The organism is Pedobacter sp. (assembly GCF_965249885.1).
Lineage (GTDB): Bacteria > Bacteroidota > Bacteroidia > Sphingobacteriales > Sphingobacteriaceae > Pedobacter.
The window spans coordinates 3,734,313-3,751,436 of sequence record NZ_OZ252254.1 but is presented as its reverse complement, the minus strand read 5'-3'; the positions used below and the strand labels follow the sequence as shown (position 1 = coordinate 3,751,436).

The following is a 17,124-nucleotide window of genomic DNA, read 5'->3' as shown; positions in this document are numbered from 1 at the left end:
AATCTCAACTACCTATATCAGGTAGCTCAAATAAAAAAAGTGAAAGCACCTGGACTTACGATAGAAGAAATATTAGCTAATGTTCCTGAAGATAGATCAGCAGCATTTAATCAGCTACATCAAACCATTGTACAAAATTTACCTGAAGGTTTCGAAGCTGGCATCAGCTATGGAAACTTAGGTTATGTTGTTCCGCATAGCTTGTATCCTGCTGGCTATCATTGCAAGCCTATAGAACCGCTGCCTTTCGCAAGTTTAGCATCACAAAAGAATTCGATTAACTTCTACCACATGGGTATTTATATGGATGATACTCTCTTGAATTGGTTTGTTGCGGAGTTCCCAAATCATAGCAAACAAAAGCTTGATATGGGAAAAAGCTGTATCCGATTTAAAAAATGGGATGACATCCCCTACCAATTGATTGGCGAATTAATGCAGAAAATGAGTATGAAACAATGGGTTGAACTTTACGAAAGCAAGCTTAAAAAGTAGTTGTTCGCAAAACGGATTTTAGATAGCAAAACCCGGTCATAATGAAATTCGATAAATATCTTCCGACGTTGCAATTACGCGATTACATAAAGTATTATGCCATATCGGAAAATGATCTAGCAGGCGAGTACAAAATTTTCCCTTCGTCGGGTTTAGTTATCGGGTTTCAGTACAGTGGAAAGCTAGCGACAATCAGTAATAACACAGAAAAAAAGTTGTCTTCGGCAGGTATTACAGGTGTTAGTGATAGCTATAAAATCTTCAAAAACTCCAATCATATTGGTACGGTTCTCGTTTTTTTCACTGAAATTGGCTTTACTCATTTTGCCTCCCACCCCGCTCACGAGTTGTTTAATTTAAGCATTTCTTTGGAAGATATCTTCGATAAAAATCAAGTAAAAAGCGTTGAAGAGCGCTTACTTTCCGCTACTACTGATGCAAATCGAATTAAGACAGTGGAAAGTTTTTTACTGTCGCAGCTGAAGCAAATTTCAACCGACGAACTAGTAACCGCAGCTGTAAAAATGATTTACGAAAGTAGTGGTGCTATCAGAATTAAAGAGCTTAACCAAAAGCTGTGCATTAGTCAAAGTCCATTTGAAAAACGATTTAGAAAAGTGGTAGGTACATCAGCGAAAAAGTTCGCTTCTATCGTTCGTTTTAATGCTGTATTAGCACAGCTCAACCAGAGTAAAAGTTTGGCGGAAATTTGCTATGAAAACAACTTTTTTGATCAGGCACACTTCACTAAGGATTTCAAACAGTTTACGGGCGATACTCCAGAGAACTTCAAGCGGCTACTGTAAACGTCGAAGGACATTCACTTCATCATGCATCAAAATTAAAAAAACGATTTTTTACAATGGATAATCACTCCCGTGAGGCAATTTTGTGACTACAAATAATAAGTAAAGGATAACAAAAAATGTTTACAGTAGAACAAATCAAAGCTGCACACAGCAAAGTAAAATCAGGAGCTGACTTTCCATCATACATCCGGGAAATCAAACAACTGGGCGTTACACATTACGAAGCCTACGTTAGCGATGGTCACATTGATTACCATGGAGCTGATAACCGCACAGCCAAAGTACCTGAAAAATACGAAACATTGGCTATTGCCGATGAAACAAACATTGATGAATTTAAAGCTGAGTTACTAGCGCATCAACAGGGCAAAACAGATTATTTGACCTTCATTAAAATGTGTGCTTCAACCGGCATTGAAAAATGGATCATCAGCATAAATCAAATGACCTGCACTTATTACGACAAGGCTGGTAAAGAAATCTTAGTAGAAAAAATCCCAGAGTAACGTTCGAAGATTCAGTCTTATATTTTTTGAATGTGCGTAATTTCTAATAAGCCTATTTCTTAAGCATTTTGTCATTCCGACGCTAGGAGGAATCTATACTTGGCAATTAGGGAATAGATTCTTGAAATTTTCAAGAATGACAAAATGCGGATTATGCCTAATAACAGACAATCAAAAATATCTTATTCATTATGTTTTCTTCGGCTATAAAAGCAGAAAAAAGCAAGCGGAATAGCAATTCCGCTTTTAGAAAATGAGTTAGCATCTGTTGGATCAATCATTAATGATGTTTCAACAGATGCTACGTTAGATGACTACCGTCTTTTTATAAATCAAACTTGATATTAGTACCCAAAGCAAACCACCTTTTTGGCAGCGGCACTGCAGCGACTTCAATGTAACTGGCATTGCCAATATTGGTAACATCAGTATATACGTTCCAATTTCTTTTACCATAGGTCAAGCGTAAATCACCAACAAAATATGGATTTTTCAAAGCTCGCTCGATCCACCTTCCACCTGCCATCAGCTGCCAGTTACCATTTTTGTAGGTTAGCCTACCCAAAGCCTGATTTTTTAAATTCTCTACTACATACTTTGAGGTAACGTTATTAGTGTAGCTGATTTCTCCCGCATGTAAATAGTTATAGCTTAGCTGATAAGTTATGGCACTTCTTGTACCAACATTAAACGACTGACCTAGCATTACATTAAAACCTTGAATTTTGTTATTACCAAAGTTTTGTGGTTGATAAGGCACACTGCTTGAACTGCGCACCCAATCAATAAAATCATTAATGTTGCGATAAAAATAGCCAGTTTGAATTTGGAAACTTGACACCTTGTATTGTAAGGAAAACTCATATTGCCAAGCATTTTCGGACGTCAAGTTAGGATTACCAATATTTCCTGGGCGTTGGTTCAAGTACAAATCGGTAAAGGATGGAATGCGTTGACTTGAGCCCACATTAAATGCAAACTTCCATTTCGGCGCAAAAAGATAAGCAACATCCAACCCTGGAAAAGCTTGCCATCCGTACTGCGTGTTGTAGTTAACATAAGTACCTAAATTCAGAAGTAAGTTCTTTATCGCCTCGGTTTTATATTCTAGGTAAGCGCCGTGGTTATATCTTTCTCTATCTCCAATGTTGGTGCTTTCAATATCTTCGGAACGAGATTCCAAACCGAAGCCAAAATCACCAATTGAAGTAGTTAAGCTACTATTCAATTCGGCCGACCACACTTTAGTTTGGTGCAGTGATCTAGCCCGGGTTAAATCGTTACGGAAATAACGGTAATCATCCCAGTTATAGCGGGTGCTTAACCTTGGTCGCAAACTGAATTTTTTGCTCAGTTGATGTGCAGATCCCAAAGCAATCAATCCAGTTTTCACTATTTCAAACGCTTCCTTATCTCCTGGAGCTGCATAATACCCACTTGCGCCAAAGGCATTATTGATATAGCCAGCCATGAAGTTGAACTTGTTTTTATCATCAAGCGCTACATCACCCTGATAAAAAAACCTATAATCATAAGTACTACTGTTGTAACGCTGTCCGTTGTAATCATTGAGGCCAAAAGCTACTAAATGACCGCTATTTTTTCCGGCCATCCTAATTGCAGCTTGTGCCGAGGCACCGCCGTAAATACCGCTACCGTCGCCCATAGCTTTGTCTTCAAAAGAACTTCCGGCTTGCAAATTAATAGCTATGCTTTGGCTTTCAGAAGTTTTTGTAATGATGTTGATAGCGCCTGTTAATGCGTTGATACCGTAAATACGGGCTGCCGGACCTTTTATTATTTCAATACGCTCCACTGCAGATAAGGGCACAGGGATATTCATCGAATGGTGTGCGGTTTGCACATCGGATATTTTAACACCATTGAGTAAAATGAGTGTTTGCTCAAACGTACCGCCGTCAATACTGATATCGGCTTGCGCACCGAAAGGCCCCCTTTGTCTAACGTCAACTCCTGCAATAAAACTCAATGCTTCGTTGATAGATTTTACCGGCATTTCAGCAATTTGCTCTTTAGTGATCAACTGAATGTTTCTAGCTTGCTTGCTAAATGGCATTTGTAACCTATTTTCAGAAATCACAATTTCGTTAAGCTTAGTAGTGTCTTGTTTTACTTGCTGCGCAAATGCGATAGTCGAACTGAGCGTTAATAATGGTAGTAATATCTTGTTCACCTTTAAAAATTTATGTTTGTTGATTCACCGGCTCATTAGTCTTGCAAATCCTAAACTAACAGGTAAGGACTTTCAGACTAACCATTTTCACCTTCCAGACTTCGCCGCAAAACTCGTATCTTTCCGGAACATTACAATAGTCCAGTTTTAATAAAATGAGTAGTCCGGTTAATATTCCTTTTTTAAGTTTCATATCCTTAGATAGAGCAGCAAAAACTCCAATTTATTTGCAGTTGGCGCAACAACTCATCAATGCGATACAAAGGGGTTATTTAGTTGCTGGCGCTAAAATGCCGGGAAGTAGAACGCTAAGCGAATTGTTATCACTACACCGAAAGACGGTGATTGCCGCTTACGAAGACTTGCATTACCAAGGCTGGATTGCCATTGAACCTAACAAAGGTGCTTTTGTAATGGACAACAAAACCAAATTAGTGGAAAGGCCTTATGATGCTTTGGTTTCTTTGGCAAATTATCCTACTAAAACTAGCTACAGCTTTAAACAATCCAATATTTTGGATAACCCTTTCGAAGAAAGTAACTGTACTTACCAATTGAACGATGGTTTGCCGGATGTTAGGTTAACGCAGTTCAACCAACTTTCTAGCTTATACAGCGCTTCTTTAAAAAGAAAAAGTACCGTAAAAAAAATGACCAGCAAGCAAGCTTCTATTTATTTTAAGGAGCAGCTGAGCAATTACCTTAATAGTTCGAGAGGCCTACATATTTCGAAGGATAATTTACTGATTACCAGAAGTACGGAGATGAGCCTTTACATTATCTCCCAGCTAATTATTTCGCCGGGAGATGTGGTGATAGTAGGCGAACTTGGCTTATTTACTGCCAACATGATTTTTCAATCGGCAAAGGCAAACTTACAAACTATACCCGTAGATGGGCATGGGATTGATATGGATGCACTGGAGCTAAAGTTGGCATCGACCAAAATTAGGGCAGTTTATATCACACCGCACCACCACTACCCTACCACGGTTACTTTAAGTGCAAAACGAAGGGTAAAACTTTTACAGTTAGCCCAAGAGCACGGCTTTGTAATTATTGAAGATGATTATGATTACGATTTTCAGTATGAAAAAAGTACCATTATGCCATTAGCTAGTGCAGATTTAAATGGCATGGTGATTTATACCGGCACTTTCGGCAAATCGCTTGCTCCGTCATTTAGCACTGGTTTTGTTGTTGCGCCCCAAAATTTGATCCGTGAAATGCAGAAATATCTTGGCTTGTTAGATAGACATGGCGACGTGAACATGGAACAGGTTTTAGGAGAAATGATTGCCGAGGGAGATATCCACAGACACTTGAAAAAATCCCTGAAAGTTTATATGGGACGAAGAGATAATTGCTGTGAATTGATCACGAAATACTTTAGCGATAATGTAAATTTCAATAAACCTAGCGGTGGTTTAGCGCTTTGGCTCAACTGGCAAAAACCAATCTCCTTGTTGCAATTGGCAAAAAACTGCGAACAAAAAGGTTTATTTATTCCTAAAAACATCTTGTATCAAAACAGGAAAACTACCGCTATGCGAATTGGATTTGGCCATTTAACTATAGAAGAAATGGAAAAGAGTTTGGAGATAGTGGCTGGTTGTTTGAATGGTTAGTTTTTTGGCTGTTTAGACAAGTTTCAGAGCATCAAACGCCGTTATACCCTCTCTGCCTTCGGCATCTCTCCCAAAGTGAAAGAATAGCAGCTAGGTAAGTGTATAACCAAAGGGAGAGAATAGCAGAAATGGCAAGATATAGCTTGCTAGTCTAGACAATACCCAACTTCCGTACAAAACACCACAATTCCACAAATCAACGCTGCTCTCTCCCTCCCAGGGAGAGATGTCCACAGGACAGAGAGTGTAAAAAACATAGTAATAATCAAAACTTTATAAAAGGATAGGAAGGATAAAGCCCTCTCTGCCTTCGGCATCTCTCCCAAAGGGAGAGAATAGCAGCTAGGTAAGTGTATAGCGAAATGGAGAGAAAGAGCAGGATGGCGAAATATAGCTTACTAGCCTAGACAACAGTACCCAACTTCCGTACAAAACACCACAAGTCCACAAATCAACGCTGCTCTCTCCCTCCCAGGGAGAGATGTCCACGGGACAGAGAGGGTAAAAAAACATAGCAGTAATCAAAGCTGTCATAAGAGGACAGAGAGGGTCAACTAAACAACGTTTCCGACTATACCACTCCAATCAAACGAAGTTGTCGCTCCAAATCTGTAATTACCACTTCACTGTAATTCAGTACGGCATCATTTTCGATGCGTATGACAACATATCCCATCTGTTTAAGATTTAGTTCTCGTTGTTCATCATATAGAGATTGTCCTAAATTATCATGAACGGAACCGTCCAACTCTATAATTAAATTAATTTTTGAACAGTAAAAATCAATAGTGTATCTTCCAATGGTGTGTTGACGCCTAAATTTTAAATTTAAAAATTTGTTTGCTCTAACCATTTGCCAAAAAGCATTCTCAGCTAAAGTTTGATTTTTACGAAGTTGTTTTCTGAATAGCTTAGAATCCATAGGGAATATATTGATAGTTTAAAGATAAAATTATTTTAAACCTCTTTAATCAAAACCCTCTCTGCCTTCGGCATCTCTCCCAAAGGGAGAGAATAGCAGCTATGTAAGTGTATAGCCAAAGGGAAAGAATAGCATAATGGCGAGATATAGCTTACTGGCCTAGACAACAGTACCCAACTTCCATACAACACCAAAAGCCCACCAATCAACGCTACTCTCTCCCTCCCAGGGAGAGATGTCCACAGGACAGAGAGGGTAAAAAAACGTAGTAGTAATCAAAACTTTATAAACGGATAGGAAGGATAAAACCCTCTCTGCCTTCGGCATCTCTCGCAAAGGGAGACAAAAGCAGCTAGGTAAGTGTATAGCAAAAAGGAATAGCAAGTACCAAGATGGTTGCAAAGGCTTGGCAGTACCCAACTTCCGTACAAAACACCACAATTCCACAAATCAACGCTGCTCTCTCCCTCCCAGGGAGAGATGTCCACAGGACAGAGAGGGTAAAACAAACCATTGTAGTAATCAAAACTTTATAAACGGATAGGAAGGATTAAACCCTCTCTGCCTTCGGCATCTCTCCCTGGGAGGGAGAGAAAAGCAGCTAGGTAAGTGTATAGCCAAAAGGAATAGCAAGTACCAAGATGGTTGCAAAGGCTTGGCAGTACCCAACTTCCGTACAAAACACCACAAGCCCACAAATCAACGCTCCTCTCTCCCTCCCAGGGAGAGATGTCCACAGGACAGAGAGGGTAAAACAAACCATTGTAGTAATCAAAACTTTATAAACTGATAGGAAGGATGAAACCCTCTCTGCCTTCGGCATCTCTCCCAAAGGGAGAGAAAAGCAGAATGGCAAGATATAGCTTACTAAGCTAGACAATACCCAACTTCCTTGTAAACACCACGTGTCCACAAATCAACGCTGCTCTCTCCCTCCCAGGGAGAGATGTCCAAGGGACAGAGAGGGTAGCAAATTACTTCTTTAAAAGATCTAAAAATTTTAATATGCTCTATCTTCAGACGTAGCCCTTATATCTTTCGGACTTTTCCAAAATAAATGGCATCTTTGCACAAACTAAATTTTAACATGTCAGACGAAAAAATAATCTTTTCAATGGCAGGTGTAAGCAAGATTTACCCGCCACAAAAACAGGTTTTAAAAAATATTTATCTTTCTTTCTTTTACGGTGCCAAAATTGGCGTTGTAGGTTTAAATGGATCCGGTAAATCATCACTATTAAAAATTATCGCTGGTTTAGATAAATCTATCCAAGGTGAAGTGGTGTTTTCCCCAGGTTACTCGGTAGGTTATTTAGCTCAGGAACCAGAACTTGACCCAGAAAAAACGGTTAGAGAAGTAGTTGAAGAAGGAGTTGCGGAAATCACTGCAATTTTGAAAGAGTACGAAGAAATTAATGAAGCGTTTGGATTAGAAGAAAACTACTCTGACGCCGATAAAATGGACAAACTAATGCAGCGCCAAGGCGAACTGCAGGATAAAATAGATGCCTCAAACGCTTGGGAATTGGACAACAAGCTAGAGCGTGCTATGGATGCATTGCGTTGCCCTGATCCTGAAACGAAAATAGCTGTATTATCAGGTGGTGAGCGCCGCCGCGTAGCTTTGTGCCGCTTGTTGCTTCAATCGCCAGATGTATTACTACTAGATGAGCCTACCAACCACTTGGATGCGGAGAGTATCGATTGGTTAGAGCAATTCTTGCAAAACTACGAGGGTACTGTTATTGCGGTAACCCACGATAGGTATTTCTTGGATAATGTAGCAGGCTGGATTTTAGAATTGGATCGTGGTGAAGGTATTCCGTGGAAGGGTAACTACTCTTCGTGGTTGGATCAAAAAGCGAAACGATTAGCACAAGAAGAAAAAACCGAAAGCAAACGTCAGAAAGCGTTAGAGCGTGAGTTGGAATGGGTGCGTATGGCGCCAAAAGCTCGTCACGCGAAATCTAAAGCTCGTTTAAGTAACTACGACAAATTAGCTAGCGAAGACGGTAAGGAACGCGAAGAAAAATTGGAGCTTTTTATTCCTGCTGGACCTCGTTTGGGTAATGTAGTCATTGAAGCTAATCACATTTCCAAAGCTTACGATGGTAAGTTGTTATTTGAAGATCTAAGCTTTTCTTTACCACCAGCGGGTATCGTAGGTATTATTGGACCAAACGGTGCCGGTAAAACCACCTTATTTAGACTAATCACTGGTCAGGAACAACCAGATAGCGGAGATTTTAAAGTTGGCGAAACGGTGAAATTAGGCTATGTCGACCAGATGCACAACGATTTAAACCCCGACAAAACGGTTTATGAAAACATCACCGATGGGTTAGACAACATGTTGTTGGGTAACAAACAAGTAAATTCTAGAGCTTACGTTTCCAAATTTAACTTCAATGGTGCTGATCAGCAGAAGAAAGTTGGCGTATTATCCGGTGGTGAGCGTAATCGTGTTCACTTGGCAATTACTTTAAAAGAGGGTGCTAACGTGTTATTACTGGATGAGCCTACCAACGATATTGACGTAAACACCTTGCGTGCTTTGGAGGAAGCTTTGGAAAACTTTGGAGGCTGTGCAGTAGTGATTAGTCACGACAGATGGTTCTTAGACCGTATTTGTACACACATTTTAGCTTTCGAAGGCGATTCGCAAGTGTACTTCTTTGAAGGCAACTATTCTGATTACGAAGAAAACCGTAAAAAACGTTTAGGCGACGTTACTCCGAAACGAATCAGATATAAAAAATTAGGATAAGGAGAGTTTAAAATTTAGAATTACGATTTTAGATTTCTTCACCATCTTAGGCCCTTCGCACAATTAAGACTACGGTCCCGCAGGTGTCTAAGGTGGTTAACAACGAAAATATAAGCGATTTACATTTTGTGGTCGCTTTTTTTATGCTTGAAAATCAATATGGTTTAATTCACAACTTTAATATTTAAAGCTGTACTTTTGCGTAAATTCAAACGTTATGGAACCACTATTATTCGACTTCAACCAAATTCTATCTACCACAATGATCTTATTTGCGATAATAGATATTTTAGGTTCCATTCCTATTATCATCTCATTACGCAAAAAAGCAGGTCATATCCAATCAGAAAAGGCGACTCTGGTAGCTACAGTAATTATGATTTTGTTCCTTTTTGGTGGAAAGGGAATTTTAAATATCATTGGAGTTGATGTACAGTCTTTTGCAATTGCGGGTTCATTAGTGATATTTTTTATTGCTATGGAAATGGTATTGGGCATCAACTTCTTTAGGGAAGAAGCGCCTGAAACCGTATCAATTGTACCGCTTGCATTTCCGTTAATTGCTGGTGCAGGCTCCTTAACTACGCTTTTATCCTTAAAAACAGAATATCGTACCGAAAACATCTTGATCGGTATTATCTTGAATATGGTGTTCGTTTATTTCGTACTCAAAAACACTTCTAGATTAGAGAAACTGCTGGGCAAAACGGGCTTAAATGTGCTGCGCAAAAGCTTTGGAGTTATCTTACTTGCAATCGCCATTAAATTATTTAGAACAAATACTGGATTGTAACATTAATTGCTTAAATTCATCTAAATAAAAAACCAATTAGATGAACCTATTTGAGCAATTCACTTTGTACATTGGTGCGCTAGCCATACTCCTTGAAGCTATTGCTTATTTGCGTGGGAAAATAAAGGACATAACCAAAAAGCCTGTCGACCCTGAAATAAATTGAGGCTGATAAAAAATGGGCATTTCTTATGCCTAATTCATCTTGAAAGTTAGAAATCTATTGCTTGATTAATCTAGCGACAAACATACTATCTGCTTTATCATTATATCCCTTGATCAATTCCATTTTTTCCAATTTTAATGGAAGTTTTTCGAGCAAATAATCAACCACGTCTTCGTTTTCAGCTTTAAATACAGAGCAGGTCATATAAATCAAAGGCTTGCCCGACTTTAGATATTTCACTACATTCTCGGCGATGGTTTGCTGCAGTTTGGTATAATTGGCAACCTTATACTCTTCGAAAAAATGCAACATTTCTGGTGTACGACCCCAAGTTCCCGAGCCAGAACAAGGTGCATCTAACAAAATCCCATCAAATTCGTAGTGATGCAAGATTTGATCATTATTTTGCAGTAAATCAATCGCTTTTTTCTGGTAATCTTTAATGCCTGCTAATTGAAACCGCTCCTGCAAATTGCCCAAGCTTGTCTCTCTTACATCGCTAACCAGCAATTTCACTTTCGGCTCCAAACTATGTATAAGCAAAGATTTTCCGCCAGATGCAGCACAGCAATCCCACCAATTATCATAAGGTTGCGGTTTAAAATAAGCTCCAGTTTTTTGAGAAGAAAAATCTTGAACCTGATACAGTCTCTGATCGTCTATGACTTGTTCTAATTTAGTTCCATTAGGCAATGCCAAAGTGGTATCTGAACGTGTAGTAACAGCTATACCTGCTGCCTCAATTTTGGCTTTGATAGTGGACTGATGTGTTTCTCTAACCCTAATAAAAAGATCTGGCTGGACAAATAAAGACAATAAAAATTGCGTTTTATCAATACCCGATGATAAGTTATGCTGAAATGGAAAAACATCTTCCAAATTAAACGCTGGATACTGAGACTTTACAAAATCCACCTTTTCAGTAACCGATTTTTCGACATGCGGCACAGCCGATGGAAAGGTATGCTCCGTGATTAAGCTAACGTCGGTATTACAAAGGAAATCAGCAACGGCGAGGCGTTCTAATGCGCTCAATTGTTTCAAAGCCTTACCTAACCTAAAGTAGCTATAAATATACCTGCTTGCCCACCTCCTATCCGACGAACCCATCTGCTTGTTTTGCTTGAAATAAACAACCAAATGCCTATGCAACGGCAACTTTCCATCGTAACTTGCTAAAACCTGCTCAAATGCCCTGATATGGTGATGTACCTTCATTAAGTTAAAAGTAAAAAATCAAAAGTAAAATTACGTTAATTATAGTGGCCTTCGCAAAATCCAACTTCTATTCTTTACGAGAAATGCCGTAGAGAGCGTGCTTTAATCTACTTTCAACAAGGCCGTATCTTTATACTGCAATACAGTCAAATGTCTATTGAAATAACCATATTCGGCATTGTAATCAAACTCGAAATCGTTGTGTAAACCCTTATATTTTTCTTTGAGTAAAAAATCGGCATAATTTGGACCGTATTTAGCTAAAATCTTTCCAAAATAGTAACCAGTATCAAATCCTCTAAAAGCATATTCCGTAGGTTCAATATCGTATTTCGCTCTATATATCCTTACAAAATCAATGATCCTTTTACTTTTATAATCGACATGGTAGGACGAAGTTATGGCCGCTTGCAAATTTTGTAACTGTTCAATATTGTAAGTTTGCTTTGTCCAATTAGGATGGCCAAATACTTGGATTGGATAACCTGCAATGGTTTTAAGACGATACAATTTAGTTAAACTTGGCGCTACAAATGGCGCATCGTCCGAACAAACTATAACCGCATATTTTTTGCTTTTAACCATCTTCGTTTCAAATACATATGTTGATGAAAATTCCTGTACAACCACAGTTGGGTATTTAGCAGCAAACCTGCGTTTAATAGGACTCGCAAATGCTTCATCGCTAGCTTTTTTCGTGTTAATCAACACTACAATCGACTGATCTGCTTTATAGTTTGCAGCAATGTAATCTGCCATTTTAAAACCATGCATATCAATATCTGGCACAACCGAAACCAAAAAGGGATTGTTGAATTCAGCAGGTCTAGAAGCCGCTAAGGGCGATATCATAGGCAATTTATTGGTTTCCGAAAATGCCGACATGTACTTAATTCCATCGGGAAAAACTGGACCTATCAATAAATTGCTCAGCTTAACCGCTTCCTTTTTGCTCAAAGCCGCCAACTGACTGGTATTATCTCTGCTATCAAATACATTCACCTTAAAATTCAGTCCATCGTTAGCAGCAGAATCAATGCCCAACATCAGCCCTTGATAAAAATCTAAAGGCATATCGGCTTTGCCAATTTGCGATTTATTAATGGTTTTTAAGTTGTACTGATTGAGCTGAAAGGGTATAAAAACACTGATATTACCCTGTGTAAACTTCGGTTCTACTTTTTGCTCAACAGGGTTTACAGGTACATTTACTACCGGTTTGGTCACTTTAGGAGAACAACTGTAAACCACAGTAACAACCGCTAACATAACAACACCTACATAAGTTCGGAAAAACCTGTTTTTACTGTACAAATTGATTTTATCGATCCACATTGGCATATCTTTTTTTTGAAAACACATCAAGAAACCTGAAGACACATAAATGCCTACAAATTTCCCGCAACAATTACTTAAAGATAACAGCCCTGCGGCTATGTGGTTTGAACTTTTAAATACTTGCTTCAAGAATTTGTAGGCATCAGTTTTATTCACCTATTCCCACTCGATAGTTGCTGGTGGTTTCGAGCTAATATCGTAAACTACGCGGTTAATTCCTTTTACTTTATTAATGATTTCGTTTGATATTTTCGCTAATACCGGGTAAGGCAAATGGCACCAATCTGCCGTCATTCCATCTAAAGACTCTACCGCTCTCAACGCAATTACGTTTTCGTAAGTACGCTCATCACCCATTACACCTACCGAACGTACCGGTAAGAAAATCGCTCCTGCTTGCCAAATTTGATCATACAAACCAGCATCCTTCAAATTTTGAATATAGATATGATCTGCTTCCTGCAAAATAGCGATTTTTTCTGCCGTAACTTCTCCAATGATACGGATTCCTAAACCAGGTCCCGGGAAAGGGTGTCTGCCTAAAATAAATGATTCTAAGCCTAAAGTGTTTCCAACTCTACGCACCTCATCCTTAAATAAAGTTTTAAGCGGTTCAACTACTTTCAACTTCATAAAATCTGGCAGTCCGCCCACATTATGGTGCGATTTAATAGTTGCCGAAGGACCTTTTACTGAAACTGACTCGATTACATCAGGATAGATAGTGCCTTGCGCTAACCACTTCACATCTTGTATTTGGTGCGCCTCATCATCAAAAACTTCGATAAACACACGACCAATAATTTTACGTTTTTTCTCCGGATCTTCAACGCCAGCAAGCTCGCTCAAGAAACGATCTTTTGCATCCACTCCTTTGATATTCAATCCAAAATCTTTGTATTGCTCTAGCACACTTTCGTACTCATTTTTACGAAGCAAGCCATTATCTACAAAAATACAGTGCAAATTTTTACCGATAGCTTTGTGCAATAAAACCGCAGCCACACTGCTATCTACACCGCCCGAAAGTGCTAAAACTACTTTATCATCACCCAATTGCGCTTTCAAATCTGCAATGGTAGTTTCTGCAAATGCATCCGAAGTCCAATCTTGGCTGCAACCGCAAATACCCACCAAAAAGTTCTGCAATAAGATTTTGCCATCAGTACTGTGTGTTACTTCTGGGTGAAACTGGATTGCGTAAGTATCTTCGCCTTTCACCTGATAGCCAGCAACTCTTACTTCAGAAGTGCTTGCAATAATTTCAAAATGATCAGGAACTTTAGTAATCGAATCCCCGTGGCTCATCCACACTTGCGAATCAACCAAAATGCCTTTAAACAACGGATTTTCGTTATTTACAAAGCTTAAATTAGCTCTGCCGTACTCTCTAGTTGCCGATGCCTCAACATTACCTCCACTTTGTTGCGCTATAAACTGCGCACCGTAACAAACTGCTAATAATGGCTGTCCTTTAAACAAATTCAAATCTACAAACGGAGCATCTTCCTGACGAACAGAAAACGGACTTCCCGAAAGGATTACACCTTTTACAGTGTCATCAAGCGTTGGAATGTTGTTAAATGGATGAATTTCGCAGTATACATTCAGTTCGCGAACACGGCGGGCAATAAGCTGTGTAAATTGCGAACCAAAATCGAGGATAATGATTTTTTCTAGCATCCGCAAAAGTAAGAATTTGAGATGATATTTGTTTAATTGTTTAAAGCTTATTTGATTTTTTTTGAAGAGCAAATGCAGTGCTTATCAATCCCGAAAGTCCTGCTATCCGCTTTATCCCGATATCCTTCGACAAGCTCAGGATGACATCGGGATGCTCGCTTCTATCAGGTCTATTTAAGGTATATAGAATGGTCAAAACACTGTTATCATCAAAACACCACCTAAGACACTTTAAAAACCTAAGAATGTTTATTAGGAAAATCCACTAACGTGTCTAAGGTGGTTAGAAAATAATGATTGTTAAGTTGACAACTACCGCTTTAAGATTGCTTCGTTCCTCGCAATGACGAAGCAACTCTTCACTTTTAAGCAGAAGATTTTAAACAAATACTGCAATCTACTAAGGTGTCTTAGGTGGCTAAAAATAATGATTGTTAAGTTGACAACTGCCGCTTTAAGATTGCTTCGTTCCTCGCAATGACGAAGCAACTCTTCACTTTTAGGAAGAAGATCTTAAACAAATACTGCGATTACTAAGGTGTCTTAGGTGGTTTAAAAATAATGATTGTTAAGTTGACAACTGCCGCTTTAAGATTGCTTCGTTCCTCGCAATGACGAAACAAATCTTCACTTTTAAGAAGAAGATTTTAAACAAATACTGCAATCTACTAAGGTGTCTTAGGTGGCTAAAAATAATGATTGTTAAGTTGACAACTACCGCTTTAAGATTGCTTCGTTCCTCGCAATGACGAAACTACTCTTCACTTTTAGGAAGAAGATTTTAAACAAATACTGCGATTACTAAGGTGTCTTAGGTGGTTAAAAAATAATATCACTTCCTACTCAACAAAGTCGTTCTTACACCAAACCTATTCAAAAAATCCACGCCTTCGTCACTAGCCAAACCTTTGTAAGCCGCATAAGAATCTCTATAAAACACTTCTCTAATACCAGAAGAAAGGATTAACCTAGCACAGGCAATACAAGGCGACAAAGTAGTATACAAGGTAGCTCCTTCTATCTTCGAACCATTTTTTACGGCATATAAAATTGCATTTTCTTCTGCATGCAAAGCCAATGAGCAACTTCCCTTACTGTCTCTGTCACAGCCTGTCTCCGGCCATTCTTCATCGCAGTTATGGGTACCAGGAGGCGGACCATTATAACCAATGGAGATGATCCGTGTGTCTTTGGTAAGCACCGCACCCACCTGAGCCCTCACACAGTGTGAACGCCCAGCCAAATCCGACGCCAGATTCATATAAATTTCGTTGAAACTTGGTTTATCTATTTTTTGCACCTGCTTTATGTCCTTTTGTTGCAAAGTAAACAATATAAAGGTAAGCTGGCAACATTGCGTATAAAAATGCGTGTTGGAAATCTACTTTTAGTTCATCTTTCATGAAACCGTAAACCAAAGGCCAAATGGCACCACCGGCAATACCCATAATCATGATAGCAGAACCTGTTTTAGTATGTTGACCTAAGCCCTTAATACCCAACGGAAATATAGCAGGCCACATTAAAGAATTAGCCAATCCTAACATCGCTACGAACCAGAAAGAAACCACACCCGTGGTAAATACCGACAGTACAGTAAACAATATGCCAACCGTAGTACAAACTCTTAAAGCAGCCTGTTGGCTAATGAACTTCGGGATTGCAACAATGCCGATCAAATATCCTAACAACATAAAACCTAAGGTGAATGCGGTGGCATTATCCCTAAAAATTTGCGGCACTGTACCCAACTGTCTGGCGTAAGTACCGATGATATCACCCGCCATTACCTCTACCGCCACACAAAAGAAGATAGCCAAAGCACCTAAAAACAAATGCGGGTAAGCAAAAATAGAACTGTTTGTTGAATTTTCTTTTTCGGTATCTTCTTCCGCATTCACTTCTGGAAGTTTCACGAATTTGAGCACCAATGCAAAAATTGCCAAAACCACCGCTAATGAAATATAAGGCGCATGAAGTTGGTTCAATAATTCATCCAAAATGGCTTGCTTTTCCACCGCCGAACTAGCCTGAGCCAATTTAGCTTCAGCAGCATTAGCTCCTTTCAATAGTAATGTACTTAACACCAACGGCGCCACCATTCCGGCAGTTTTATTACAAAAGCCTGCAATAGAAATTCGTTGCGCTGCACTTTCAATAGGCCCAATGATACTCAAATAAGGATTTACTGCCGTTTGCAATAATGCCATACCCGAACCTTGCACAAATATGGCAGCTAAGAACAATACATAACTACTTTTCTCGGCCGCTGGAATAAAAAGTAAAGATCCCAGTCCCAAAACCAATAAACTTGCAACCAAGCCATTATGAAACCCTATTTTTTTCAATATCCAAGAACTTGGAATAGCTAAAAAGAAATAAGCAATGTAAGATGCGAAAGTCACCAGGTAAGCTTGCAAATCGGTTTCTAAACTGAATGCTTTCTTAGCAAATGGAATTAGTGAACCATTGGCCCAAGTAACAAAGCCTAAAATAAAGAAAAGGGCACAGCAAATTAGCATTGGCATTAAAGCCGTACGGTTTTTAGCGGAATTGGATATCATTAGTTTGGTTTGTGTTGAAATTTTCACCTAACATAGCCAAA

General features: G+C 39.1%; 13 protein-coding genes. 6 read left to right on the top strand and 7 right to left on the bottom strand.

The annotated features are described in order from the left end of the window. The first annotated feature begins 39 nt into the window (after positions 1–39). The 3 genes from ACY2A0_RS15955 to ACY2A0_RS15945 all read left to right on the top strand — a co-directional run bounded on the left by ACY2A0_RS15955 (position 40) and on the right by ACY2A0_RS15945 (position 1,810). Complete coding sequence (locus tag ACY2A0_RS15955; protein ID WP_461790367.1) at positions 40–495, top strand: DUF1801 domain-containing protein; 456 nt, start codon at positions 40–42, stop codon at positions 493–495. A 41-nt stretch (positions 496–536) separates the two neighbouring features. Further along, complete coding sequence (locus tag ACY2A0_RS15950; RefSeq protein ID WP_461790366.1) at positions 537–1,301, top strand: helix-turn-helix domain-containing protein; 765 nt, start codon at positions 537–539, stop codon at positions 1,299–1,301. Positions 1,302–1,420: 119 nt separating this feature from the next. Next, the gene (locus ACY2A0_RS15945) at positions 1,421–1,810 is read left to right on the top strand and encodes a DUF1398 domain-containing protein (RefSeq protein ID WP_461790365.1); all 390 of its coding nucleotides are present in this window, start codon (positions 1,421–1,423) and stop codon (positions 1,808–1,810) included. Positions 1,811–2,135: 325 nt separating this feature from the next. Here ACY2A0_RS15945 and ACY2A0_RS15940 read toward each other — a convergent pair whose 3' ends face one another. Further along, positions 2,136–4,004 carry a TonB-dependent receptor plug domain-containing protein gene (locus ACY2A0_RS15940; RefSeq protein ID WP_461790364.1) on the bottom strand — a complete coding sequence of 623 codons (1,869 nt, stop codon included), beginning with the start codon at positions 4,002–4,004 and terminating at the stop codon, positions 2,136–2,138. A gap of 155 nt (positions 4,005–4,159) precedes the next feature. On the opposite strand from ACY2A0_RS15940, the gene pdxR reads away from it, so the two are divergent. Continuing rightward, entirely contained in the window at positions 4,160–5,632 is a 1,473-nt protein-coding gene (gene pdxR / locus ACY2A0_RS15935) for a MocR-like pyridoxine biosynthesis transcription factor PdxR (protein WP_461790363.1), read from the top strand. 571 nt (positions 5,633–6,203) lie between these two features. Here pdxR and ACY2A0_RS15930 read toward each other — a convergent pair. After that, positions 6,204–6,554 carry an endonuclease domain-containing protein gene (locus tag ACY2A0_RS15930; protein WP_461790362.1) on the bottom strand — a complete coding sequence of 117 codons (351 nt, stop codon included), beginning with the start codon at positions 6,552–6,554 and terminating at the stop codon, positions 6,204–6,206. Between the two features lie 1,087 nt (positions 6,555–7,641). Here ACY2A0_RS15930 and ettA point away from each other — a divergent pair. Together ettA and ACY2A0_RS15920 are read left to right on the top strand one after the other, a co-directional pair. Beyond that, positions 7,642–9,321, top strand: coding sequence for an energy-dependent translational throttle protein EttA (gene ettA, locus ACY2A0_RS15925; protein ID WP_461790361.1), 1,680 nt, complete (start codon positions 7,642–7,644; stop codon positions 9,319–9,321). Between the two features lie 217 nt (positions 9,322–9,538). Further along, the gene (locus tag ACY2A0_RS15920) at positions 9,539–10,114 is read left to right on the top strand and encodes a MarC family protein (RefSeq protein ID WP_461790360.1); all 576 of its coding nucleotides are present in this window, start codon (positions 9,539–9,541) and stop codon (positions 10,112–10,114) included. A 220-nt stretch (positions 10,115–10,334) separates the two neighbouring features. Here ACY2A0_RS15920 and ACY2A0_RS15915 read toward each other — a convergent pair whose 3' ends face one another. The 5 genes from ACY2A0_RS15915 to ACY2A0_RS15895 form a co-directional block, all read right to left on the bottom strand. Beyond that, a complete protein-coding gene (locus ACY2A0_RS15915) occupies positions 10,335–11,498 on the bottom strand; it encodes an RsmB/NOP family class I SAM-dependent RNA methyltransferase (protein WP_461790359.1) in 1,164 nt (387 codons plus the stop codon). Between the two features lie 102 nt (positions 11,499–11,600). Further along, the gene (locus ACY2A0_RS15910; protein ID WP_461791697.1) at positions 11,601–12,965 is read right to left on the bottom strand and encodes an ABC transporter substrate-binding protein; all 1,365 of its coding nucleotides are present in this window, start codon (positions 12,963–12,965) and stop codon (positions 11,601–11,603) included. 27 nt (positions 12,966–12,992) lie between these two features. Continuing rightward, positions 12,993–14,519: a glutamine-hydrolyzing GMP synthase gene (gene guaA / locus ACY2A0_RS15905; protein WP_461790357.1), complete on the bottom strand. Its 1,527-nt coding sequence runs from the start codon at positions 14,517–14,519 to the stop codon at positions 12,993–12,995. An 832-nt stretch (positions 14,520–15,351) separates the two neighbouring features. Next, positions 15,352–15,780, bottom strand: coding sequence for a deoxycytidylate deaminase (locus ACY2A0_RS15900; RefSeq protein WP_113636318.1), 429 nt, complete (start codon positions 15,778–15,780; stop codon positions 15,352–15,354). 22 nt (positions 15,781–15,802) lie between these two features. Beyond that, positions 15,803–17,083: a sugar MFS transporter gene (locus ACY2A0_RS15895; RefSeq protein ID WP_461790356.1), complete on the bottom strand. Its 1,281-nt coding sequence runs from the start codon at positions 17,081–17,083 to the stop codon at positions 15,803–15,805. Positions 17,084–17,124 lie beyond the last annotated feature (41 nt).

Bases quoted from the DNA above. Each gene is read 5' to 3' on its own strand.
- ACY2A0_RS15950 (WP_461790366.1), top strand. From the start codon at position 537: ATGAAATTCGATAAATATCTTCCGACGTTGCAATTACGCGATTACATA.
- ACY2A0_RS15945 (WP_461790365.1), top strand. From the start codon at position 1,421: ATGTTTACAGTAGAACAAATCAAAGCTGCACACAGCAAAGTAAAATCA.
- pdxR (WP_461790363.1), top strand. From the start codon at position 4,160: ATGAGTAGTCCGGTTAATATTCCTTTTTTAAGTTTCATATCCTTAGAT.
- ACY2A0_RS15930 (WP_461790362.1), bottom strand. From the start codon at position 6,554: ATGGATTCTAAGCTATTCAGAAAACAACTTCGTAAAAATCAAACTTTA.
- ettA (WP_461790361.1), top strand. From the start codon at position 7,642: ATGTCAGACGAAAAAATAATCTTTTCAATGGCAGGTGTAAGCAAGATT.
- ACY2A0_RS15920 (WP_461790360.1), top strand. From the start codon at position 9,539: ATGGAACCACTATTATTCGACTTCAACCAAATTCTATCTACCACAATG.
- ACY2A0_RS15915 (WP_461790359.1), bottom strand. From the start codon at position 11,498: ATGAAGGTACATCACCATATCAGGGCATTTGAGCAGGTTTTAGCAAGT.
- guaA (WP_461790357.1), bottom strand. From the start codon at position 14,519: ATGCTAGAAAAAATCATTATCCTCGATTTTGGTTCGCAATTTACACAG.
- ACY2A0_RS15900 (WP_113636318.1), bottom strand. From the start codon at position 15,780: ATGAATCTGGCGTCGGATTTGGCTGGGCGTTCACACTGTGTGAGGGCT.
- ACY2A0_RS15895 (WP_461790356.1), bottom strand. From the start codon at position 17,083: ATGATATCCAATTCCGCTAAAAACCGTACGGCTTTAATGCCAATGCTA.